This is a genomic window from Streptosporangium album, assembly GCF_014203795.1.
GTDB lineage: Bacteria > Actinomycetota > Actinomycetes > Streptosporangiales > Streptosporangiaceae > Streptosporangium > Streptosporangium album.
In genome coordinates this window covers 3,083,073-3,104,427 of sequence record NZ_JACHJU010000001.1, presented here as the reverse complement: position 1 = coordinate 3,104,427, position 21,355 = coordinate 3,083,073, and the positions used below count along the sequence as shown (strand labels likewise).

Annotated in this window: 24 protein-coding genes and 1 tRNA gene; 12 read left to right on the top strand and 13 right to left on the bottom strand. The window is 66.2% G+C overall.

Annotated elements, in window-relative coordinates; all coding sequences use genetic code 11:
* Positions 1-766: 766 nt before the first annotated feature.
* Positions 767-1,759: an aldo/keto reductase gene (locus FHR32_RS14840; RefSeq protein ID WP_184754841.1), complete on the bottom strand. Its 993-nt coding sequence runs from the start codon at positions 1,757-1,759 to the stop codon at positions 767-769.
* A gap of 618 nt (positions 1,760-2,377) precedes the next feature.
* On the opposite strand from FHR32_RS14840, the gene FHR32_RS14835 reads away from it, so the two are divergent.
* Both FHR32_RS14835 and FHR32_RS14830 read left to right on the top strand, forming a co-directional pair.
* Positions 2,378-2,800 (top strand): MerR family transcriptional regulator, encoded by a 423-nt coding sequence (locus FHR32_RS14835; RefSeq protein ID WP_184754840.1) that lies wholly within the window; start codon positions 2,378-2,380, stop codon positions 2,798-2,800.
* A 184-nt stretch (positions 2,801-2,984) separates the two neighbouring features.
* Positions 2,985-3,380: a hypothetical protein gene (locus FHR32_RS14830; protein WP_184754839.1), complete on the top strand. Its 396-nt coding sequence runs from the start codon at positions 2,985-2,987 to the stop codon at positions 3,378-3,380.
* 222 nt (positions 3,381-3,602) lie between these two features.
* Here the strand turns inward: FHR32_RS14830 and FHR32_RS14825 are convergent, their stop codons facing one another.
* The 6 genes from FHR32_RS14825 to FHR32_RS14800 all read right to left on the bottom strand — a co-directional run bounded on the left by FHR32_RS14825 (position 3,603) and on the right by FHR32_RS14800 (position 9,552).
* Complete coding sequence (locus FHR32_RS14825) at positions 3,603-4,046, bottom strand: group II intron maturase-specific domain-containing protein (RefSeq protein WP_221465415.1); 444 nt, start codon at positions 4,044-4,046, stop codon at positions 3,603-3,605.
* Between the two features lie 31 nt (positions 4,047-4,077).
* On the bottom strand, positions 4,078-5,118 hold the full coding sequence (locus FHR32_RS14820) for an IS3 family transposase (RefSeq protein ID WP_281390987.1): 1,041 nt from the start codon (positions 5,116-5,118) through the stop codon (positions 4,078-4,080).
* Positions 5,115-5,585 carry a hypothetical protein gene (locus FHR32_RS14815; RefSeq protein ID WP_184754836.1) on the bottom strand — a complete coding sequence of 157 codons (471 nt, stop codon included), beginning with the start codon at positions 5,583-5,585 and terminating at the stop codon, positions 5,115-5,117. Before FHR32_RS14815 ends, FHR32_RS14820 begins: the two co-directional genes overlap by 4 nt.
* A gap of 267 nt (positions 5,586-5,852) precedes the next feature.
* The gene (gene ltrA / locus FHR32_RS14810; protein ID WP_184753221.1) at positions 5,853-7,136 is read right to left on the bottom strand and encodes a group II intron reverse transcriptase/maturase; all 1,284 of its coding nucleotides are present in this window, start codon (positions 7,134-7,136) and stop codon (positions 5,853-5,855) included.
* A gap of 564 nt (positions 7,137-7,700) precedes the next feature.
* Positions 7,701-8,546: a reverse transcriptase domain-containing protein gene (locus FHR32_RS14805; RefSeq protein ID WP_221465380.1), complete on the bottom strand. Its 846-nt coding sequence runs from the start codon at positions 8,544-8,546 to the stop codon at positions 7,701-7,703.
* A gap of 739 nt (positions 8,547-9,285) precedes the next feature.
* Positions 9,286-9,552: a GntR family transcriptional regulator gene (locus tag FHR32_RS14800; RefSeq protein WP_221465414.1), complete on the bottom strand. Its 267-nt coding sequence runs from the start codon at positions 9,550-9,552 to the stop codon at positions 9,286-9,288.
* 227 nt (positions 9,553-9,779) lie between these two features.
* Between FHR32_RS14800 and FHR32_RS14795 the strand changes: the two genes are divergently transcribed.
* Both FHR32_RS14795 and FHR32_RS14790 read left to right on the top strand, forming a co-directional pair.
* Positions 9,780-10,094, top strand: coding sequence for a hypothetical protein (locus FHR32_RS14795; RefSeq protein WP_184754835.1), 315 nt, complete (start codon positions 9,780-9,782; stop codon positions 10,092-10,094).
* Positions 10,091-10,378, top strand: a complete 288-nt coding sequence (locus tag FHR32_RS14790) for a hypothetical protein (protein ID WP_184754834.1) — start codon at positions 10,091-10,093, stop codon at positions 10,376-10,378. Before FHR32_RS14795 ends, FHR32_RS14790 begins: the two co-directional genes overlap by 4 nt.
* Before the next feature lie 494 nt (positions 10,379-10,872).
* On the opposite strand, the gene FHR32_RS14785 is transcribed toward FHR32_RS14790, so the two are convergent.
* The 3 genes from FHR32_RS14785 to FHR32_RS14775 form a co-directional block, all read right to left on the bottom strand.
* A complete protein-coding gene (locus tag FHR32_RS14785) occupies positions 10,873-11,469 on the bottom strand; it encodes a guanylate kinase (RefSeq protein WP_184754833.1) in 597 nt (198 codons plus the stop codon).
* A complete protein-coding gene (locus FHR32_RS14780; protein ID WP_184754832.1) occupies positions 11,466-12,509 on the bottom strand; it encodes a P-loop nucleotide/nucleoside kinase family protein in 1,044 nt (347 codons plus the stop codon). Before FHR32_RS14780 ends, FHR32_RS14785 begins: the two co-directional genes overlap by 4 nt.
* 274 nt (positions 12,510-12,783) lie before the next feature.
* Positions 12,784-13,149, bottom strand: a complete 366-nt coding sequence (locus FHR32_RS14775; protein ID WP_184754831.1) for a GntR family transcriptional regulator — start codon at positions 13,147-13,149, stop codon at positions 12,784-12,786.
* Positions 13,150-13,334: 185 nt separating this feature from the next.
* Here FHR32_RS14775 and FHR32_RS14770 point away from each other — a divergent pair, with 185 nt between their 5' ends.
* The 8 genes from FHR32_RS14770 to FHR32_RS14740 all read left to right on the top strand — a co-directional run bounded on the left by FHR32_RS14770 (position 13,335) and on the right by FHR32_RS14740 (position 18,962).
* On the top strand, positions 13,335-13,673 hold the full coding sequence (locus FHR32_RS14770) for an SCO3933 family regulatory protein (RefSeq protein ID WP_184754830.1): 339 nt from the start codon (positions 13,335-13,337) through the stop codon (positions 13,671-13,673).
* Entirely contained in the window at positions 13,670-15,043 is a 1,374-nt protein-coding gene (locus FHR32_RS14765) for an FtsK/SpoIIIE domain-containing protein (protein WP_184754829.1), read from the top strand. The genes FHR32_RS14770 and FHR32_RS14765 overlap by 4 nt, the downstream gene beginning before the upstream one ends.
* A gap of 21 nt (positions 15,044-15,064) precedes the next feature.
* A complete protein-coding gene (locus FHR32_RS14760) occupies positions 15,065-15,766 on the top strand; it encodes a DUF2637 domain-containing protein (RefSeq protein ID WP_184754828.1) in 702 nt (233 codons plus the stop codon).
* Between the two features lie 15 nt (positions 15,767-15,781).
* Entirely contained in the window at positions 15,782-15,958 is a 177-nt protein-coding gene (locus FHR32_RS14755) for a hypothetical protein (protein WP_184754827.1), read from the top strand.
* Positions 15,955-16,086, top strand: a complete 132-nt coding sequence (locus FHR32_RS45955; protein WP_281390872.1) for a hypothetical protein — start codon at positions 15,955-15,957, stop codon at positions 16,084-16,086. The genes FHR32_RS14755 and FHR32_RS45955 overlap by 4 nt, the downstream gene beginning before the upstream one ends.
* Positions 16,087-16,187: 101 nt before the next feature.
* Positions 16,188-17,561 carry a replication initiator gene (locus FHR32_RS14750; protein ID WP_184754826.1) on the top strand — a complete coding sequence of 458 codons (1,374 nt, stop codon included), beginning with the start codon at positions 16,188-16,190 and terminating at the stop codon, positions 17,559-17,561.
* Positions 17,551-17,733 carry a helix-turn-helix transcriptional regulator gene (locus FHR32_RS14745; RefSeq protein ID WP_184754825.1) on the top strand — a complete coding sequence of 61 codons (183 nt, stop codon included), beginning with the start codon at positions 17,551-17,553 and terminating at the stop codon, positions 17,731-17,733. The genes FHR32_RS14750 and FHR32_RS14745 overlap by 11 nt, the downstream gene beginning before the upstream one ends.
* Positions 17,733-18,962, top strand: a complete 1,230-nt coding sequence (locus FHR32_RS14740) for a tyrosine-type recombinase/integrase (protein ID WP_221465413.1) — start codon at positions 17,733-17,735, stop codon at positions 18,960-18,962. The genes FHR32_RS14745 and FHR32_RS14740 overlap by 1 nt, the downstream gene beginning before the upstream one ends.
* 63 nt (positions 18,963-19,025) lie before the next feature.
* On the opposite strand, the gene FHR32_RS14735 is transcribed toward FHR32_RS14740, so the two are convergent.
* The 3 genes from FHR32_RS14735 to FHR32_RS14725 form a co-directional block, all read right to left on the bottom strand.
* Entirely contained in the window at positions 19,026-19,439 is a 414-nt protein-coding gene (locus FHR32_RS14735; RefSeq protein WP_184754824.1) for a hypothetical protein, read from the bottom strand.
* A 187-nt stretch (positions 19,440-19,626) separates the two neighbouring features.
* Positions 19,627-19,703 (bottom strand) — tRNA-Thr (locus FHR32_RS14730).
* A gap of 67 nt (positions 19,704-19,770) precedes the next feature.
* A complete protein-coding gene (locus FHR32_RS14725) occupies positions 19,771-21,264 on the bottom strand; it encodes an alpha/beta hydrolase (protein WP_221465412.1) in 1,494 nt (497 codons plus the stop codon).
* Positions 21,265-21,355: the final 91 nt, after the last annotated feature.

Here is a 21,355-nt window from a genome sequence, read left to right as displayed (position 1 = left end):
CTTTGACCTGCTGTGCGGCCGGAGGTACTCGAAACCCCAACCTTCTTGGCTAGGACGGTTCCATTTGGCCCCTTTGGACGGCTTGACCTGGGACCACTTGGCGATCATCGGAAAATCGGAGTGACGGCTTGATTTGGCCCCACCCCTGGTCAGCCGGAAGCGCCGACGACAGTACAGTCTGTGGACCCGGGGACTGCCGTCCCCGAACCCCTGCCAGGCGAGGGCATCGCCCGCTCAGCGGGCGCGGGGGCTGGCGTCGTGCAGGGCGGGCGACACCCTCGCGCCGAACTACGGCGTTGGGGCCTTGGGGAGCCTCTGGACGTCGCATCTCGGGGTGGGGCCAGTTCAGGCCGACATCGAGTTTCCGAGATCAACAACGAGGTCGGGTGGGTCCAGCTCAAGCCGTCCGAGTGGGGCCGTTCCAAGCCGTCATAACCACCTTCTGATCCGTAGCCAGTTCGGGATCGTCTTACGACGTCCACTGGTGCTCTTGAATTCCTGATCAGGGCCCACATCGTCCTGATCGTCTTCTACCGCTGTCCATCGGCGTCCAGGGCTGCTGTTAGCACCTGCGTTAGCAAGATCCGCGCATGGGAAACTCACGGGAACGGGAGTCGGGGCGTCTCCGATCCGCGTCGGCACTGGCTCGAGGAGCATCCCGGCTCACGCGTGTCCAGGCATGTGCGGCTCTCCTCGTCTCCATGTACATAGCGACGCATGGGCACCTCCATCACGCGGTGCGAAGAATGCCGAATGTGGTGGAGTGTCAGTACGCGGCGTCGAGCTTCGCCTGCTGTTCCGCCGTCAACTCCAGGTCCACTGCAGCCAGGCTCTCCTCCAGCTGCTCGACTGAGGAGGCTCCGACCAGCGGGATCATCGGAATATCGCCGCCGATGAGCCAGGCGAGCACCACCTGGTTGACGGTCGCTCCTGTCTCCTTCGCCACTTCCTGCAGTGCCGCGAGACGCTGGGGTGTGCCTGGGTGGTCGAACGCGGCATCGAGCGGCTTGTCTTCACGTACGTAGCCGCCGCCCAGCAAGGGCGAGTAGGCGACCAGCGTGAGTGCGGGCTCGGCTCTCAGATAGCTGAGCAGGTTCCCGCCGACCACACCGAGGTTTCCGTCCTTGGAGCGCAGCGTCGGCAGATCGGTGCGCGGACGCAGGTAGGAGTGGTGGTACTGCAGGACTTCATAGCCGGGCAGCCCCGCCGTGGCCGCCAGGTTCCGGGCCCGCTCGAGTCGCCAGGCCCAGTGGTTGCTCGCCCCGAGGAGACCCACGGTGCCTTCCTGGACCAAACCTGCGAATGCCTCGACGGTCTCCTCCGGCGGCACCTTGGAACCTTCGAGGTATGCGTGTGCGTACAGGAGGTCCAGCTTGTCCACGCCGAGCCGTTCCCTGCTCCGCTCCGAGGATTCCCGGATCACTTGGGCGGACAAGCCCTCAAGGTCGTGGCTGAGGCCGGTCGCCGGAGCGTTGGGCCGCCCTCCGAGCTTGGTGGCGATGACGATCTCATCGGTGACGTTGCGGCTGCGTCGCCAGCGGCCGAGCAGGGTTTCGCTTTCACCCCCCTGAGTGCCATTGACCCAGTAGGCGTAGTTATTGGCGGTGTCGATGAAATTCCCGCCGGCCTCGACGAAGCGGTCAAGGATGGCGAACGACGTCGCCTCGTCGGTGGCGGTACCGAACAGCATCGCGCCAAGGCTCAGCACGCTGACATCACGGCGAGTCATCGGATCACTGCCAATCGTGCGGTACTTCATGTTGAATCATCTCCTGGCTATCCATGTCGGGCGTGCTTAAGGTGCCACTCACGGCCGGGCTGGAACTGGTACGAGCAATGTCGCGCGGGGAGGGACTGAGGTGCCGACTTGAGGAGGGTGGCCGGTTCGAGGTCACAATCGGCTGGGACTACCGCCCCTACATCCACAGCCACCGGCCATGCGTGCAGGCCATAGATCAGGTGCACGAAACCGGGGCTGTTGGTGGACCTGGACCACACCTCGCCTTACACCCCGGACCTCGACGACGTGGCCCCTTACCCGCCGGCGGACGAGGGATTCTGGACGGAAGTGGAGCCTCTGGCGGCCCGAACGGGTGAAGAGCTTCCTTGCTCGGGATGTGGGCGGGCAACGCCGGGCGCCGGCACCTGGGGACCCGTACGGCTGCCGGGGATCGCCGACCGCGCCGAACATCATGGCGCCCAGGCAGTGGACGCTCACTTCGATGCCGGTGCCGCCGAGAACGCGGTAACGCATCATCAGCTCCTCGAAATACCGCGAAAACGCCGGAGACAACCCCGCAGCGCATTGGGCGGGATGGGCGTGCGTCGGAGCCTACGAGCTAGAGCCGACTCTAGATCAAGCCCTAACCTTGACCTCATGCCGGAAACGAACCCAGGCCTGAGCATCGGGCAGGTCTCCGAACACACTGGCCTGAGCGTCCACGCGTTGCGCTTCTACGAGCGCGAGGGCATCCTGGTCGCCCCCGTACGGCGGGGCCCCAGTGGCCGGCGCGTCTACAGTGACAGGGACGTGGAGTGGCTTCACCTCTGCGTCAACCTGCGCGCCTCCGGCATGCCGCTGCCCGCCATCCGCCAGTACGCGGACCTCGTGAGGCGGGGTGCGGGCAACGAAGAGCACCTGCTGACCCTCCTGCGGCAACATCGTGACCAGGTCACCGCGCAGATCGAACAGCTCACCGAGTCTCTCGGCATGGTCACCCACAAGGTCAGCGCGTACACCGAGCAACTGGCCGAAGGCGCCACAGGCCCGATTACGTGCACCGCTCCGCAGAGCAGCTGATGGACATAGTCACAGCATGGCAGGAGCGGCAGCAGTGGCATCAGGACATCAACGCGTTTGTCGATGGTGGGCCGCTGCGGTAGGCAGTGTCTAGGGCAGGCGCCCCGCCCCTCTCCTCCTCGTGGGGTGGTACCCATGCCCCGCATCTGGGCAGCAGGGTTGGTCAGTCGTCCCATCCCTCTCCATGGTGATCGCCGCCATGGCCAGCCTTGCCGGCTTCGGGGCCGGCTGTGAACGCCATGGGCTGACACCCGCAGATCTCGGTGTGTCCAAGTCCATGGATCTTCTGAACGTCCGTGTTGGCAGCGCCGCCCTCTCCCTCCTGAGCAATACCTGGCATATGTTGGGTTTCGGTTGTGGTGCCCCCAGAACGTCAGCTGGCAGCGATAGGCGAGTCATCTGCTCAAATGCCACATCGTGCAGCATGCTTTGTGCCAAGGACCAGTTCTGTCATTCGGTGGCAAGCGGACCCGGAGCGCAGGGCCGCCAGGCCCGAGCACCGGAAGCCGCGCGGCAGCCGATCGCCGAACCAGGTGTGGTGAGAACCGAAGTGAGCGATCGTCACGGCCTTAATTGGTGACTTTGGCGGCCTCTCGGGCGCACGGGGCGGTGCGTGCCCGGACCGGCCGGAGAGCCGCAGCCGGGCACGCAGACCGACCGGCGCGCCCGGCGGACCGCAGAGCGGGCCGGTTGAGTCGGCCTGGGGCGCGGTGTCGAAGTTGCCTTCGGTCCGTTTCCCCAGGCCGCTCGCCGAACCCGGCGTGCGACTTTCATCGCACCGGGCTCTCCACGGTCTTTGCCGTTAGGTGTGGGCAGGAGTCCAGGGGTTGGGGATCTTGTTGCCTCGGTAGCGGTACCGGGTGATCGGTATTGCCGCGACTCGTTTCAATTCGGTCCCGCCCGCCGTGATGGGTAGCCACTGCCCAATGGGTGTGGTGTATCGACGGCGGATGTCGCTCCACGTCCAGCGGTGTCGTTTCCAGAGCATCCTGATCACTCTGCACCAGGTGAAGTGGTCCAGACTGTCGAAGGTGCGTTGGGCGACGGCGTGCTTGAAGTAGGAGGCCCACCCGTGGGTGATCGCGTTGAGTCTCCTCAACACTGATTGCAGGTCCTGCTGCGACGTTCTGGGCGTGAGGGCACGGATCTTCGCTCTGACCGTCCGGATGGCCTGGTGGGAGACGAAGGTGTAGACGTACCACTTGTTGGTGCCTTGCTTGCGACGCCACTGGAGGCGGAATCCCAAGAAGTCGGAATCTGTCAAACCGGTTGAGACATCAGGCTACTTGTGTGGTTTGTGGTGAAGGATCGACCTCTTGGGTCGTGGGTGGTTTGTTGATCCACACTCGTGAGGGCAGCGGCGGCGGACAGGGCCGCCGGCCGTGGAACCGCTCGGGGTGGGCCAGGAACGCCGCGTTCAGCGTGGCGGCCCGCCTGGCGTGGATCTCGGCCGCGGAGCCGTCGTGCACCGATGCCGGGGTGTGCATTCCGATGCCGGAATGGCGATGCTCATTGTTGTAGTACCGGAAGAACTGGTCGCAAAAGACGTTGGCATCTTCGATGGACCCGAACGTGCCAGGAAACGCGGGACAGTACTTGAGTGTTTTGAACTGCGCTTCTGAGTACGGATTGTCGTTGGACACACGCGGCCGTGAATGGGACTGGTCGATTCCCAGCAGCGCGAGCAGCCCGGAAACGGTGTTCGAGGTCATCGAGGTGCCACGGTCGGCGTGGATCGCGCCGGGGGCGATCCCGCCGTTGGCCTCGATCGCGTGCTCGATGAACTCCCTGGCAAGGGTTCCCGTCTCCGTCGGCCAGATCTCCCACCAGATCACTTTCCGCGAGAAGATATCGATGATGACATACAGCAGGTAATAGACGCCGCGCACCGGTCCTTTTAGTTTCGTGATATCCCACGACCACACCTGATTCGGCCCGTCGGCTTCCAGTTCGGGTTTCTTCTTCGCCGGATGGACGGCCTGGACGCGCCGCTCACCGGACTGGCCGCGCTGGCGCAGCAGCCGGTACATCGTGGCCTGCGAGCACAGGTAGACGCCCTCGTCCAGCAGGGTCGCCCACGCCTGGCCCGGTGACTTGTCGGCGAACCGGGGCGAGTCCAGCACGGCCAGCACCTGCTCGCGCTCGTGTTCCGACAATTGGGCCGGGTGATGAAATGGGCGGCGTGGACCCAGCCGGGGCGGGGTGGGATTACGGCGCCGGTGCAACGTGGCCCGCGACCTTCCCAAGATCGCACATGCCCTGGCCGTGCCGAGCAACTCCTCCATTTCCGGGAAATGCTCGTCGATGACCCGAGTCAGTTCGTGTCGGAGTCCGCGCTGCTTGAGATGTCCCGAAGCAGCGCGAATGCTTTTCCCGCGATATCAAGCGCGGTCCTGGTCTTCCCGAGTTCGCCGCTGAGCTTCTCGTTTTTGGCCTCCAGTTTCGCCGCGTCGGCCTTGAGCTTTCTGTTCTCGGCCCGCAACCGGGCCAGCTCCTCCGACTCCGTGCTTTTTTTCGGCTTACCCGTCGAAGCGGCCAGTGTGCCGTTCTCCTGCTGCTTTCGCCAGTGCTCGATGTGGGAGTGATACAGCTTCTCGGTGCGCATCAGCGCGCCACGCTCGGGGCTGCCCTCGGGCAGGGCGTCATAGGCCGCCAAGATCCGCGCCTTGTAGGCGGCGGTGAAGGTCCGGCGCACCGGCCGGCGCACCCGATCGTCGGTCACCAGACCATCCTGCCCCCTCATGGCGGCCTGGTCTGCGAGGGTCATCGTCACTGTCTCGATCATCCTGTCTCGCCCTGTTTCACATCATGAAGACTCATTCATCCCATGTCTCACAAGAGTCTGACAGAGAGGGAGTCGAACGCCTCGCTCATGTGCACGATCCTGGTTTTGGCTGGTGAGAGCCGTAGTCCCAGGAAGGCGAGCACGTGGGTGATTTCCTCGTGTAGGGCCTGGACGTCCTCGCGGGCGCCGAAACGAGTACGACGAGGAGAGTAGGCCGGGGGAATCGCACCCCCGGCCTCTCGCAGAACCGGACTTAAACCTCTCGGCTTATCCGGCTCCCATCGCCCAGCCGTCAGGACGAGCGCCGAGACGCCAGTGCGCGAACAGGCGGGGAGATCGCCGGGCGATCTCGGCCAGCCAGGCCATCGCGCGCCGTTCCCGGCGTTTGAGCCGTTTGTATTTCCGGCACGCCCAGCCCACCAGGAGCTTGTTGAGATGCCGGAGGAAGGAGAGCAACCGGGACCGGTAGAAGCGCCCGTAATAGTTGATCCACCCCTGCACGATGCTGTTGAACATGCGGGCAAGGTCGTCCAGAGACTTGTCACTGCGCCGGGACAGATGCCAGGAGCGGATCACCGCTCCCATCGCCTTCATCGCCTGCGTGCTGACCGCGGGCAAGAACGACACGAAGTGCTTGCCGTGCTTGTTCTTGGCCAGCCGGGGCCGGAACTCATAGCCCAAGAACGTGAACCGGGTGTGCTCGTGCGAGCCCGTCCGGTCGGCGTCCTTGCAGTAGATGATGCATGTCTTGTCCGGATGCAACTCCAGGCCGACCTGCGCCAGACGCATTGCAATCGCGTCTCGCACGTATTCGGCCTGCCGGCGGCTGCCGCAGTGCACCACCGCGTCATCGCAGTAACGCTCGAAACCAAGCGCCGGAAATTCCCGGGCCAGCCAGGCGTCGAACGCGTAATGCATGAACAGGTTAGCCAGCAAAGGTGAAATCGCCGACCCCTGCGGGGTCCCGCGATCTCGGGCGACCAGGGTGCCATCCTGCCGTTGCATCGGAGCGGTCAACCACCGCTGGACATACAACAGGATCCACCGCTGATCCGGTGAAAGGTGCTTGGCGACGGCCTTGAGCACCAGGTCATGCGGCACGGTGTCGAAGAAGGCCCGGATGTCCATGTCGATCACCCAATCCTTCCGCCAGCACCGCACCCGGCACGCCCCAACCGCATCCAGCGCCGACTTGCCCGGCCGATAGCCGTAGGAATCCGGATGGAAGATCGGTTCGACCTTCGGCTCCAGATACATCCGCACCACCGTCTGGGCCACCCGGTCGGCCACGGTCGGCACGCCCAGCACCCGCACCCCTCGCCCTTGCGGCTTGGGGATCTCCACCGCTTTCACCGGCGGCGGGAAGTACGAGCCTGAGGACAACCGGTTCCAGATCCGATACAGATTCCGGTCCCGATCGGCCTCGAACTGCGCGATCGACTCCTCATCGACCCCCGCCGCCCCCTTGTTGGCCTTGACTCTCTGAAACGCTTCCCAGACCTTCCACTTGTCGATCTGAAACGGCTTGTCCTGCTGCCTGAGTTCGCTCACCTGGCTCCTCCCGGCCCGATCGGATGACCAGCCGGTTGACCACCAAGCGACTCCGGGCGACCCGGCCCCTTCGCTCCACGCCCATTACGGCGCTTCTGCACTACTACGAGCCGGTCCGTCCCTCCGCCTCGCCCCGGTACTCGGCCCCTTGCAGTGTCCGCTGCTTGGGGTACTCCCTTCGGCCGGACGCTCCAACACGCGCCCGACACCGCTGAGACGGCAGGTTCCCACGTTCCGTACTGGCGCCCAAGCCGAACTCGCGCCACCTTGACGCCGGTCACCACCTGGCCAGCAAGCAGGCACCCGCCAGGCTCATCCCGGGGCAACAACTGGACCCCGGTTTCGATGACGCCGCTACGCTTTCGACGTTTCATCAGTGGTTCACTCTCGTTCGCCTTCTCGGCTCACACCTGACGCATCTCGTGCGCCTTTTCCGCGACGCTCACCACCACGGCCATTGAGCCGCAGCAACTCGCGGTGGTTTGGGACCTCCCCCTGCGTGAGCGATCCCGGAGGACCTACCTCCATCACCAGCACAGCACCGCATCCGAAGCTCGCGATCTTCTACATCACAACCTCCATCAGCGTTCGTGGCGCACAGTCGTCCGCGTAGCGGACGAGACGCCAGTTCGGCATGGCATGGCGACGACGGTAGGCCCGTCGGCCAAGGGTGCTCATCGTCCCGCCGTCTTTCCAAGGACCGTGCAGGTGCTCATCGAGCGCCGACATGGCGATGTTGAAGATCAGCGGTGAGAGGATGCCCCCTTGCGGGGTGCCGGTCGGGGTGTCCCTGTGTTCGCCGAGTTCGGTCAAAATCCCGGCTTTGAGGAACGCCTTGACCAGCGCCAGTACGCGTTTGTCCTTCACGCGGGCGCGTATCCGGTCCATCACCGGTGGATGCGCGACGTTGTCGAAGGCCGCCTCGATGTCCGCGTCCAGCACCCAGCGGTAGCCGCGGGTGCCGAAGTAGTGGATCTCAGCGATCGCGTCCTGCGCGCGTCGCCGGGGCCGAAACCCGTAGGAGACCGGCAAGAAGCCGGCCTCGAAGATGGGTTCCAGCACCAACTTCAGCGCGGCCTGGACGACCCGGTCGGCCACCGTGGGAATCCCCAGACGGCGGAGTTTTCCAGCTCCACCGGGCTTGGGGATCAGACGTTCCCGTACCGGTAGCGGACGGAACGTGCCCGTCTTGAGTTGAGCACGCAGGTCATCCAGGAACCCGGAAACTCCGATGTACTCCTCGACCTGGGCGACCGTCAGGCCATCCACGCCGGGAGTGCGGGCTCCCATGTTGCCCGCGACCCGCTCGAACGCCATCAGCAGCGTCGCCGGGTCGTGCACGAGGTTGAACAGATCGTCGAAACGGCGGCCAGAATCGGCCGTTGCCCAACGGTGAAGCTTGGCCTGCATCTCCGATACCTGCCGTCGGGGCCCCTTGGGGACCTCATCCGGCCAGGCACCACCATTCGGCGGTGCGTCTTTCGGCATTACAGCCTCCATCCCTTCACAAAACCGCTGCCGTCCTTCGCCATGTGACCGGCTCTCCCGGCCTCGGACTACTACGACGGCTCCGCCCCGCCCGGCCCGTTCGACGGTCGGTGCATCTATCCCGATAGGCGGACTGGCTGTCTGCCCTTCGGGAGTCGCGACCAGGCGGTTCCCGTGTTCACACCGATTCGTTGGGTGGAGGAGGAGCCCGACTCTGTCCCAGCGGCCTCGTCATGGGTACGCCGCAGTCCTTCCCCATGACCTCCCGGGACTGGTTAAGGATCCCTTCCCGGAAGTTCCCGCCGCTCAAGCAGACGACGGGACGCACCGCGCCCGGCCCATATCCACCAGATTTGAGCCGGTACTACGTGTTGAAGGACGTAAAGACGCCGGTTCCTCGCGTACTCCTTTCCACCTCGCTCGCCGGACCCGCACCATCTGGCAGTACTGGCACGTCCCGGCTTTGTCAGGGCTGCTCCCGCCCTCCCCGGCACCACCCGGGTCAGACTGCCCTCAGCTACCCCACCCTGCTACGACAGGACGAAGGAGAGGGTCTTTCACCTCCTCGCGAACCGGTGCGCCGCACGGCGCACCCTTTAAAGACGTAGAGAAAGTTCTCATCCGGAGCGAGCGAGCTATGATGATCTTGAAGCCATAGTGGCTACTTGGAAGTGTCGCCGGCCTCGGCTGTGCGCTCCTCGACGGTGGTGACGAAACTGCCCATGCCACGCTCGGTCCGAATCCATCGATCCTTGCGAAGAGCGTTCATAACCTTCTGCGCGGTCTGGGTGGCAATCCCGAACTCTTGGGTCAAATCGACGACCGAGGGGATTCGCTGGCCGGACTTGTACTGGCCCGTCTCGATGCGCTGGACGATGATGTCTCGCACCTGTCGCCACCTGGGCAGATCGTCGCGCAGCTCCGTCATGAGAACACGCTAGAAGCCCACAGTGCAGGCCCCTCCACCAACACATACTGCGGTGTTCTATGGTGTACTACAGCATGGTGTGATTATGATGCGGACATGGCTGACGACGAGGGACCACGTCCGAGGGATAGGCGGAGGCTTCCGAACTTGCCGCTCTCCTCGGACAGTTCCGACCTTAGAGGCTGAAATGGCATAAAACGGATGACAGACACGGCAGGGGGTGAGGCATGACCGCGACCTTCCTTGGTGACGTGGAGCCGGTGGATGCGGCCGAGGAGCTCCGTAAGGCCCTGGACAGGCATGAGATCGCGGCCGATGTCTACGCCGGGCATGGCTTGGCGCTGGTGTCGGTCTGGATCGGCCTTGTCGTCTGGTGCGACGGAGAGCGTTTCTGGTGGCGAACCGGCTGGGACGATCAACGGCAGCGGTTCACCTACGCCTGGCATCCGGCGATAGACCCCGCTCGGGCCGCTCGCCGGCTCGCCTTCCGCTACAGCGATCTCCGCAGGAAGCACAAGCGCTCCAGGGAGAACCCGCCGTGATCGTCCTGGATGAGTGCGTGAGTCCGCATGTGGCGATGCTCCAACGCGTGCATGTGCGGCTGGTGTGGCAGCGTCCGTATCCGTCGCTGGAGCGGGCGCGGCCGGTGGCCTGGACCTGCTGGTGCCGGGCCACGGTGTACGAGCTGTGCGTGGGCGGAGGCCGTGCGTTCCTGCGGCGGACGGTCCAACTCGACAGCGGGCCCGACATCCACGAGACCTCTCCCATGCCCATCACTGAAGCCCGGGCGACCTGGACGGCGCTGCTGTCCGGAAGCGCCCGTTAAACGGGCGGGGCGGTGCGGGATCTGGAGGGACGCGCACCGCCCCGCCTGCCAGGAGTCAACCGGGTGACTCCTGGCCCACTCTTCCCCCGCCCCAGACAGCGGCCCCGTGTCGTGACCCGATCAAGAGGCCGGCTCCGTTGGCGGTGTCTGTCCACCCCCTGACGGACACCGTTCATCCCACCCAACCCCCACAGACGGAGTTGGCCTCGGGAAGACACGGCCTCCACTGCTGTCAGGGGCGGGGGAAGCACGGACAACTGTCAGGGGCGGGGGAAGCACGGACAACGCGATGGTCAGCATCGGCGCAGAGAACCGAGAGGAAGCGGAAGCAGTGACGGTCCTGCCAGCGGACTACCAGCTCCTCCGTGACGGTTGTTCCCACGGCTCGGTGCGCTGGACGTCGAGCCCACAGGGAATGTGGACGGGAGCCGAGTGCGCCAGCTGCGGGACCTGGTGGCGGCTGGATCTGATTCCGCCGGACGTCGCGGCTCGGCTCACGGGGGGCATGCCTCCTCGCGAGGAAGCACAGTCGTCCGTAGCCGGTCGTAGGCACTCATGATCTCCTCGGCTGCGGCGTCGACGCTGAGCCGGTCGGTATGGAGGCGCAGGTGAAAGAACCCCGCGTCGGTGTTGGCCTCCAGGTCGGCAAGCGTCTCGTCCCACGCGGTCAGGCGCTTGCCGGTGTCGGCGTCCCCGCGGCCTTGGGATCGCTGCTCGGTGACCTCGCGCGGGACCCACAGCAACACGCGAAGCCACCCGTCCGGAACCTCGCCGATGAGCTGGCGCAGGTCACGAATGTTGCCCATGTGCGTGACGGGCACGTAGCCGGCGGCCTGCCGGTCCTCGATCGCCTGCCGGTCGATCGCGTAGACGTTGCCGTACCGGTGAGTCTCGGCCACCAGGCGGCCCGCGTCTCTGAGCTTGGCCAGATGCTCGGCCGTGACGAACTCGTACCCGGCTGCCCGGCCGGTGCCGGCCTTGAGCTTGGGCAGCAGCACGAACCGCGGATCCAGCCGGTGAAGCGCGGCGGTGACGGTGTCCTTGCCGCTGGCCGGCGGGCCATACAGGACGATTCCCTGCGGACCGCTCACGTCAGGATCCGCTTGAGTGCCTCGCGGGTCTGGTCGGCGAGGCTGATCGCCGAGCCGAGCCGGTTGTCCACTGTGACGTGCGCGGTGGGCGGGCTGGCCTCGACCTGCAGACCCTCGGCGTACTGCTCCCAGTTACCCAGCTTCCAGGCGTCGCGGGCGGCGCCGCGGAACTCGATGTACTCGCGCATCGACTCGGGGTCGCAGCGGACCCAGATCGCTGCTACGTCAATGCCCTTGGCGGCGCACCGGTTTTCCAGGCGGGTGAACCACGCCTCGTCCTTCAGTTCCGCGATGAACGGCGCCGACAGGATGGCGGAGGTCCCGACGTTGAGGTTGTCCCACGCCGCTTCCATAAGGCACCGGTACTCCAGCGGGCGGACCTCCTTGAGATACAGGTCGGTGTGCCGGTCGTTGGGGTCCCCTCCGAGGGAGACGAGTAGCCGCTCGACGATGCACCGGGTCAGGGAGTCCTTGTCCAGGAACGCCCAGCCGGTGATGTCGGACAGGAAGCGGGAGAACTCGGTCTTGCCCGATCCGGCGTATCCGCCGACCAGGACGAGGATGGGCTTGGGACTGCCTCCACCGTGGCGTCGGCGCCAGGCGTCAACCACCCGGCTACGCAACAACGCCTGCGGGGAGTCGCCGGACTCGATGCCGCCGACGGAGACCTTCGTGAACGCCTCCTCGATGACCTGGGCGGCGGCGTTGTCGGCTGCGGGATCAGCGGGCGCAGGCAAATCGGAAATCACGATTTCCGCTTTCTGTGATTCACCGGGCAAAGGGGGACGAAAGCCTAGTTCGGGCTCGGTGGCCTCATAGAGCAGACAATAAGCACGCCGGTAATGCGGGCCGGGGAACACCGTCCCCTGCTCATGTCCCCAGAGCGTTTGGAAGTTGGCGGCCGGGACGCTCAGGCCGTGACGTCCGGCGGCCTGGCGGAGCCGTTCGCCTGCGGCCTCCAGGGTGAGGCCGTGGGCTTCGCGGTGTTCCCGCAGGCGGGAGGGGGTCCAGCCGGGGCGCTGGGTCGTCTTCAGTTGCATACCTTCGCCTTCACGCTTCGGGGACGGTGCGCGGTGTGCGGTCGTGCATGTGAAAACGCATGTGTAAATGCTCGTTGAGTAGAACTGAAGAAGCTTAACTAGATCGGCGTGATACCGGAAACCCCCAGCTCACGGTGAACTTAGGCCATCGGGAAAGGCGAAACGCACCGCAGAGCAAGGGAGAAACCAATGAACGCGGACCCGCAGCGGATCATCTGGGAATTGGCCGCGATCCGGGCGGAGCTGGACGAGCTGGCATGCCGGATCGGTGAGATCACTTCTGCTCTTCGAAGACTGCCGCCTCCACAGCGGCAATCCGATCCCCCAGCTCCTTGAGGGACTGGCGCATCTGGCCAAGCTGGTCGAGGATCTCGGCAGTCGCATCGGATGCCTGTGGCTCGGAGGTCTCGGCGGGGGCCTGGCGGACGAACACGCCCTTGCCCTGCTGGCCGATGACCACTCCCTCGGTGCGGAGCACGCTGATCGCGGCCTTGACCACGCTGGCGGAGACGTCGAAGCGCTCGCCCAGTTGGGCGATGGACGGCAGGGCCGTACCGGGCGCGAGTGAGCCGGCGCGGATCTGGGCGCGCAGCTCGTCGACGATCTGCAAGTAGGCCGGCCGGCCGGTCTTCTCCACCATCTGCTTCGTCTCGCTTCGTCATGCTTCACGATGCTTCGTCTTGCTCCACCTTGCTCCGTCTCCAGTTGAGCACACCTCGGTAAAGAAACCAACCAAGCCTTCGAGGTACTCATTGACAACTTAGAATTCTAAGCGTTCTATGTACTCCAAGAGATCCACCATGCACCCGAGCAAAGGAAACGATCATGCGCACCATCCCCATCCCCGTCGACGTCACCAAGCTCCAGGTCACCTGCGTCAAGGCCGCCAAGCCCCGCCTGGTCAACAAGGAGACCGGCGAGATCAAGCGCGACAAGGATGGCAACACCATGTACGAACTCACCCTGCTGTTCGAGGACGAGTTCAACCGCATGGAACTGGTCAAGGTCAGCACTACCCCCGAGCCGCGGGTCATCGCCGGTGAGGAGGTCGTCCCGGTCGGCCTGGTCGGCTACGTCTGGGAGCAGGGCGGCCGCTGGGGCATCTCCTACCGGGCGCAGTCCTTCGTCCCCGCCGGTTCCGCCGGAACGGGGGCGGACCTGTGATCGACCTCGGCCACCCCTTACTCAAGGTCCTCGCCATCCTGATCACGCTGATCCTGTGGCGGCGCTGGGCCCCGGCCTCCTACTGGGCCCTGATCGTCTTCCCGCGCAAAGCCCTGTGGCTGCGCTGGACCTGGCGGCACGTGGCCTCCGGCTGCGGACTGACCAAGAAGCGCCACCGCTGGTGGTTCACCACCGTCCCCGGCCTCGTCGCTTCCACCGGCGTCGTGCAGGTCAAACGGCGCTTCCAACGGGTCGCCGTCGACACCAAGCCCTGGATGGGCCTGCCCAGGCCGGTCCGGCACGGCTTCCGCATCACCTTCCACCTGCTCGACGGACAGGTGCCCGACGACTACGCCAAGGTCTGCGAACGCCTCGCGCACGCCTGGCGGATCGAAGCGGTCCGCGTGGTCGGCTCCCGGCCCGGCCGCGTCACCCTCCAGGGAATCACCCGCGACCCGTTGGCCCACGTCGCGCCCGCCGTACCCCCGGCTGAACCCCGGGACGGCTGGCGGGCCGACGATCTGCTCCGGCCGGTCGTCGGGGTGCTGGAGACCGGCGCGGCCTGGCGGATGGACCTGCGGCTCATCCCGCACTGGATGAACGCTGGCGCCACCCAGTCCGGCAAGTCCAACCTGATCAACGCCCTCATCGTCGGCCTGGCCCCGCAACCGGTCGCCCTGGTCGGCTTCGACCTCAAGGGCGGGGTGGAACTGTCGGCCTACGCCGCCCGGCTGACCACGCTGGCCACCACCCGCGCCGAATGCCTCGACCTGCTGTCCGACCTGATCGCCGTCATGGGCGCCCGGATGCTCGCCTGCCGCCGCTACGGAGTGCGCGACATCTGGCAACTCCCCGACGCGGCCCGGCCCATCCCGGTCGTGGTCCTGGTCGACGAGCTGGCCGAACTGTTCCTGACCGCCGACAAGGCCGAAAAGGACCAGGTCACCCGTACGGCTACCGCCCTGCTGCGGATCGCCCAGCTCGGCCGCGCCTTCGGGATTCATCTGGTGCTGTCCGGCCAGCGGATCGGCTCCGACCTCGGCCCCGGCGTCACCGCGCTACGGGCTCAGATCGGCGGGCGGGTCTGCCACCGGGTCAACGACCCCGAAACCGCGGTGATGACGCTGGGTGACCTCGACCCCGACGCCCTGGTCGCCGCCCGGTCCATCGCGCCGGAACTGCCCGGCGTGGCCGTGATCACCGGAAGCGATGGCCGGTGGTATCGCGCCCGGTCCGGCTACGTCTCCACCACCGCCGCCGAACAGGCCGCCGGCACCTACGCCGACGTCACCCCCTCCTGGAACCAGGTCGCCGCCTCCGGCCTCGGCCACGAGCTACCGGGCGCCGACACCCCCGAACTCGCCGCCTGAGAGTCGGAAGGAGACCCGACCATGACCACGACCGCGCCCCGCCTGGCCGTACGGCTGGCCGACTCCGCACCGGTCCTCATCCTCGCGCTCATCGCCGGGGCGGGCAGCTTCACCCACATCCGCGACACCGCCACCGAACACGGACAGTCCGGCTGGATGGCCTGGGCCGTGGCCATCTGCGTCGACCTCACCTGCGTCATGGCCGCCCGGGAACGGCAACGCGACAAGAAGAACGGACGCCAGCGAGACGGCTGGATCTCCTGGCCCACCCTCGTCCTGGTCGGCGGAATCACCCTGTCCCTGGCGGCCAACCTCGCCCAGGCCGAACCCTCCGCCTGGGGCTGGGTCACCGCCGCCACCCCGGCCGGCGCCTTCCTGATCGCGGTCTCCATGCTCGAACGTCGCGCGACCGAACCCCGTCCCGAACCCGCCCCGGAGCTCGTCCCGGTTCCGGACGCCGTACCGGCGACTATCCCCGAACCCGCTACAGCCGTTCCGTTGCCCGGCCTCGCCGTACCCGGCCAGAACAGCGCTGAGAACGGCCAGAACGACGCCGGTACTGCTGACCCGCTCCTGGACTACGCCCGCCGCGTCGCCGACGAACACCACGCCCGGCACGGCAAACCGATCACCCGCGACCTGCTACGCACCCGCCTGGGCGTGTCCAGCCAACTCGCCTCCGACCTGCTGCGCACCCTGCGCGACAGCCCCGAACCCGCCTGAACAAGGAGAACCCCCATGCGCATCCGCATCGACGGCACCTACGCCGAACTCGCCCACGCCGCCAACAAGATCCGCACGATCCTCCCCGTCGGCCAGATATCGCCGATCATGCCGCTCCACGAACGACCCCATACCTGGCGCGTGTTCATCAACACCGCCCCCAAGCGCGACACCGGGAGATGGATCACATGACCGACGACCAGGACACCCCGCTCGTCGACATCGCGCCCAAGCGCTGGCGGTGCTGCCACTGCGGCGGGACCGGCGTCGACAGCCACGGCCAGACCTGCCAGCACTGCGAGGGACTCGGCTTCTGCTGAGCCTCGGCGCCCCCGGCGTGACCACACATCCGCCAAGACGTCCGCCACGTCGGGGGCCATCCCACGCCGAACCTCGAAAGCCCGGAAGGGACCCACCCATCATGCCAAGCACCTACGCGGTAGCCGGACTCATCACCCGGCTCCACGACCCCCAATACGCCCGCTGGGCCTCCCAGATCCGCCGAACCGGCGGCTGCCGACAGCCCATCCACCTACGCGGCCACGTCCACCACATCGACCCCGCCACCGGCGGACGCCTCCACAGCTACACCACCGCCACCGAACCGGACGGCATCCTGCGCGTCCCCTGCAAGACCCGCCGCGCAACCCGCTGCCCCTCCTGCGCCGAGACCTACCGATCCGACACCTACCAACTCATCCGCGCCGGCCTCGTCGGGGGCAAAGGCGTCCCGAACTCCGTCACCACCCACCCGTGCCTGTTCGTCACCCTCACCGCCCCGTCCTTCGGGACCGTCCACACCCGGCGGGAGAAGAACGGCACCATCCTGCCCTGTCACGCCCGACGCGATGCGGCCACCTGCCCACACGGGCGCGTCATGTCCTGCACCAACCGGCATGGGGTCGACGAGGAATGCCTTGGTGAGCCGCTCTGCCCTGACTGCTACGACTACGCGGGCTCGGTGCTGTTCAACGCGATGTCCCCGGAGCTGTGGCGGCGCTTCACCGAAGCACTTCGCCGACGCGTCGCCAAACTTGGGGGCCTGACGCTCCAGGAGCTCCGCGAGCAGGTCACGATCTCCTTCGCCAAGGTCGCCGAATACCAGCGGCGCGGCGTCGTTCACTTCCACGCGGTCATTCGCCTCGATGGCCCGAACGGACCGGCCTCACCTCCTCCGGCCTGGGCGACGGCTGACGCCCTGGCTGACGCCGTACGGCATGCCGCCTCGGCCGTGGCAGTTACCGTCCCGGCTGCGGGCGACGACCCGGCGCATCTCCTGCGCTGGGGCGCTCAGCTCGACATCCGCGAGATCACCATGGCCGGTGACCTCACTGAGCAAGCCGTAGCCGCCTACATCGCGAAGTACGCCACCAAGGCCGCTGAGTGCGTTGGCACTCTCGACCGGCGCATCAACCCCCTCGACGACCTGGCGGCGCTTCCCCTCCGCGACCATGCCCGGCAGCTCATCGCCGAGTGCCTGCGTCTCGGGGCCCTCGACGAACTGGCTGACCTCCGGCTTGTCCGGTGGGCGCACATGCTTGGGTTTCGCGGCCACTTCTCCACCAAGAGCCGTCGCTACTCCACCACCCTCGGCAAGCTCCGCGCCGCCCGTGCCGATCACATGCGCGGGGAAGCGATCACTACTGGTCGCCTGCCCCTCTTCGATGAAGACACCATCCTCGTGACCTCCCACTGGGAGTACGCCGGACAAGGCTTCTCAGTTGGTGATGCGCTTCTGGTAAGCACCCTTACCGGAAATCGCCTCCTTGATCCGGGAGGCCGCCATGAGTTCTAAATTGCTCACCGTCCCACAGGCGATGGCGCTTCTCCAGGTCAGTCGGTGGACGCTCTACGCCCTCATCCGCTCCGGCGAACTCGATTCGATCGTGGTCGGCGTGCGCTGCCGCCGTATCCCCGAATCCGCCCTGAACGAATACGTGAGCCGACTCTGTGGAAAGGCCGCCTGATGGGGAAGCGCTCGAACGGTGAGGGCTCGGTCTTCCCGTACAAGGACGGTTGGGCCGGCTACGTCTGGGTCGTCACCCCAGAGGGCAAGAAGACCCGGAAATGGGCCTACGGCAAGACCCGTGAGGAGACCCACGAGAAGTGGCTCAAGCTCCACGAGCTGGCGAGCAAGGGGCCGGTGCCGACCAAGCACCCCACCCTCGCCGCGTACCTGACGCGCTGGCTCGCCGAGGTGATCGAACCCAACCGAGAGCCGACCACCTACGCCGGTTACGAGGTGCTGGTAAGGCTCTACATGATCCCCGGTCTCGGCAAGAAGCGGCTCGACAAGCTCACGGTTCGCGAGGTTCAGACGTGGCTGAACACGCTGGTCACGCTCTGCACCTGCTGCGACCAGAAGAAGGATCACCAGCGGCCGGAAGCCAAGCAGCGGTGTTGCTCCAAGGGAGAGTGCTGCAAGGGGTATCCATCCCGGAGCACGATCGCGAGCATCCGCCGCATCCTGCGCTCGGCTCTCAGCAACGCCATCCGCGAGGAACTGATCTCCAAGAACGTCGCCGCGCTGACCGTCCTGCCCAACGCGAGCAAGACCAAGAAGGCCAAGAACCACAGTGTGTGGAACGTCGACGAGGCGCGGAGGTTCCTTGAGCACCTGCGCTCGGTGGACGAACCGCTCTACGCCGCGTACGTGCTGATCCTGATTCTCGGCCTGCGGCGGGGCGAGGTGCTCGGGCTCGCCTGGGACTGTGTCGACCTCGACAGGGAACAGCTCTGGATCTCCCGCCAGCTCAACCGAGTCCGCGGTGAGCTCCTCCACCGGGAGACGACCAAGACTGAGGACTCGACAGCCTCTCTGCCTCTGTTCGGGCTGTGCATAGCCGCGCTCCGGGATCGTCAGCGGATTCAGGAGAAGGCCCGTCAGGATGCCAGGGAGAAGTGGAAGGGGTCCGACCTCGTGTTCACCACGAAGAACGGGACCCCGATCGAGCCGCGCAACTTCTACCGCTCCTTTGAGCGCTATTGCGAGAGGGCCGGTGTCCCCCGGATCCGCGTCCACGACACCCGGCACACCTGCGCCTCACTCCTGGCCGCGCTCGACGTTCACCCTCGGGTCGCGATGCGCATCCTCCGGCACTCGCAAATCTCGGTGACCATGAACGTCTACACGCAGGTCCCCTCCCCGGAGACTCGCAAGGCGCTCGACCGGCTCAACCAGCACCTTGACGGCTGAGCCATGGAACCGAAAGGCCCTCTCAGAGACTTGGGAGGGCCTTCGCCATGTCCATGACGCCGGTCAACGGTCGAACCATGTCCTCACTGACGGAAGAAGCAGCAGAATGACCACGGCGGCTGGCACTACAAGGTTGAAGTCGATCAAGTCAGCGGCTCTGGATTCCGGACCGAGCACAAGACCGGCCACGGAGAAGAGCGCCAGCAGGCTTTCAACAGCAAGTGCTGCGCCCCATATGCTCCGCTTGCGCGAGTCCCAGTTGAACGCCAGCCAGCCGATCAGTCCGGTGCTCACAAGCCCGAGGACGTACGTCAGGACGAGAAATCCCGCAGCGCTCTCCGGCTCGACAGTCCCGCCGAAGAAAAAGCCGGAAAGCAACACGATTCCCACAAGCCCGAGCATCGCCTGGATCATCATGGCGACCTGTGCGCTCTTTGCCGCACGCGACATACGGCCGATCTTGTCTACCGTGACCATGGGACCCCTCGGAAATGTTGATCAGAGCTCATCTTCACCAACTACAGGAAACCCGGCGAAGTTCCAACCGGATGAGAACGATCGGCTCTGCTCACCGAGGTTGCTCTCAGCTGACCCCGTTGCTGTATTTCGCTGCTGTACTGGTACGACAGAGGCCCTCCCGGATAATCCGAGAGGGCCTCTGAGCTGGAGCCGCCTTGGGGAATCGAACCCCAGACCCCTTCATTACGAGTGAAGTGCTCTGGCCGACTGAGCTAAGGCGGCGTGGCGCGCATGTTTCGCACGGCCTACGGCAGTCTACAGGCTCCCACGGGCTTCCCGCGCCCCCGAATCAACCGATCTTGGGGCAGCGAGTCCCGTCCTTGGGGACGGCCAGTTTGATCAGGTAGTCGTCGACCAGGCGGTCCACGCATGCCGAACCGGTCAGGTACGCGGTGTGGCCGTCGCCGTCGAACCCGACGAGCACGCCGGAGGAGAGCTGCTTGGCCAGGGCCTTGGACCATTCGTACGGTGTGGCCGGGTCGCGTTCGGTGCCGACGACCATGATGGGGGCGGCTCCGGGGGCGTCGATCTTCTGCTGGGGCGTCCCCTTGACAGGCCAGTAGGTGCAGGGCAGCGACGACCACATGACCGACGGGCCGAACAGCGGGGCGTCGACCGCGGAGTCGCGGGCGGCCTGGGCAAGCGCGGTAGAGGTGCGAGGGAAGTGGCCGTCGATGCAGTTGACGGCCATGTTGGCCTCAGTCTGGTTGGAGTAGGTGCCGCCCTCGCGGCGATCGACCAGCAGGTCGGCCATCCGCAGGAGCGTGGTCCCGTCCCCCCTCAACGCCTCGCCGAGCGCCTGACGCAGGACCGGCCATGACTGGTGGTCGTAGAGGGGGGTGACCAGGCCGAGGGTGGTCCAGGCCTCACCGACCTGACGGCCGTCTCCGGTCCCGTTGGTCAGGGGCCTGCGGTCCGCCTCGCGGAGCAGTCCCGCTATCTTCTCGCGGGCCGACTTCACCGAACCGCCGGGGAAAGGACAGTCCTGGGCGGTGAAGCAGTCCTCGAGGAACGCGTCGAGGGCGATCTCGAAACCGTGGGCCTGGGCGGCGTTCAGCTCCAGCGGAGAGAGTGAGGGGTCCACTGCGCCGTCGAGGACGAGGGCGCGGACGCGGCCGGGGAAGAGGTCGGCGTAGACGGCGCCGAGCTGCGTGCCGTACGACTTGCCGAGATAGGTGAGGCCCTTGTCTCCGAGGGCCGCACGGAGCAGGTCCATGTCCCGTGCCGCGTCGGCCGTGCCGACGTGCGGCAGGAGCTTGCCCGATTGGGCCCGGCATCCGTCGGCGAACCGCCGCGAGCCCTCCTCCAGCGCGGTGACCTCGGCCGGCGAGTCGGGGGAGCCGTCGAGACCGATGTAGGCGTCCAGCTCACTCGACGACAGGCATCGGACGGGCGAGGAGCCGCCGACCCCGCGCGGGTCGAATCCCACCACGTCGAAACGGGCGCGTACGGCCTCGCTCAGCACCGAGCGCGCGCTGCGCGCGTATTCGACCCCCGAGCCGCCGGGGCCGCCCGGGTTGACGAGGATCGAACCGATCCGCTCGCCCGAGGCGGGGAGCCGGACCACGCTGATCTGGATCCGCTCGCCGTCGGGCTTGCCGTGGTCGAGGGGGACCCCGAGCTTCGCGCACTCGAAGCCGTCACCGCAGTCCGTCCAGTCGAGCGCGGTATCCGGCCGGCTCACGCCGGCGCAGGCCGTCGCGGAGAGGGCCAGCGCCGCGAGAGCGGCGGCCGTACGGCGGAATCTCACACTGTGCCTTTCTAGGGGGCGGCGACAGATCATATTCCGGGGGAATCCTACGCCGCGTTCCCAAAGACCTCACGGTGGATGAATCCATTGGCCTGTATCGCCCAAAGGTCAGACAAGGAGGAAG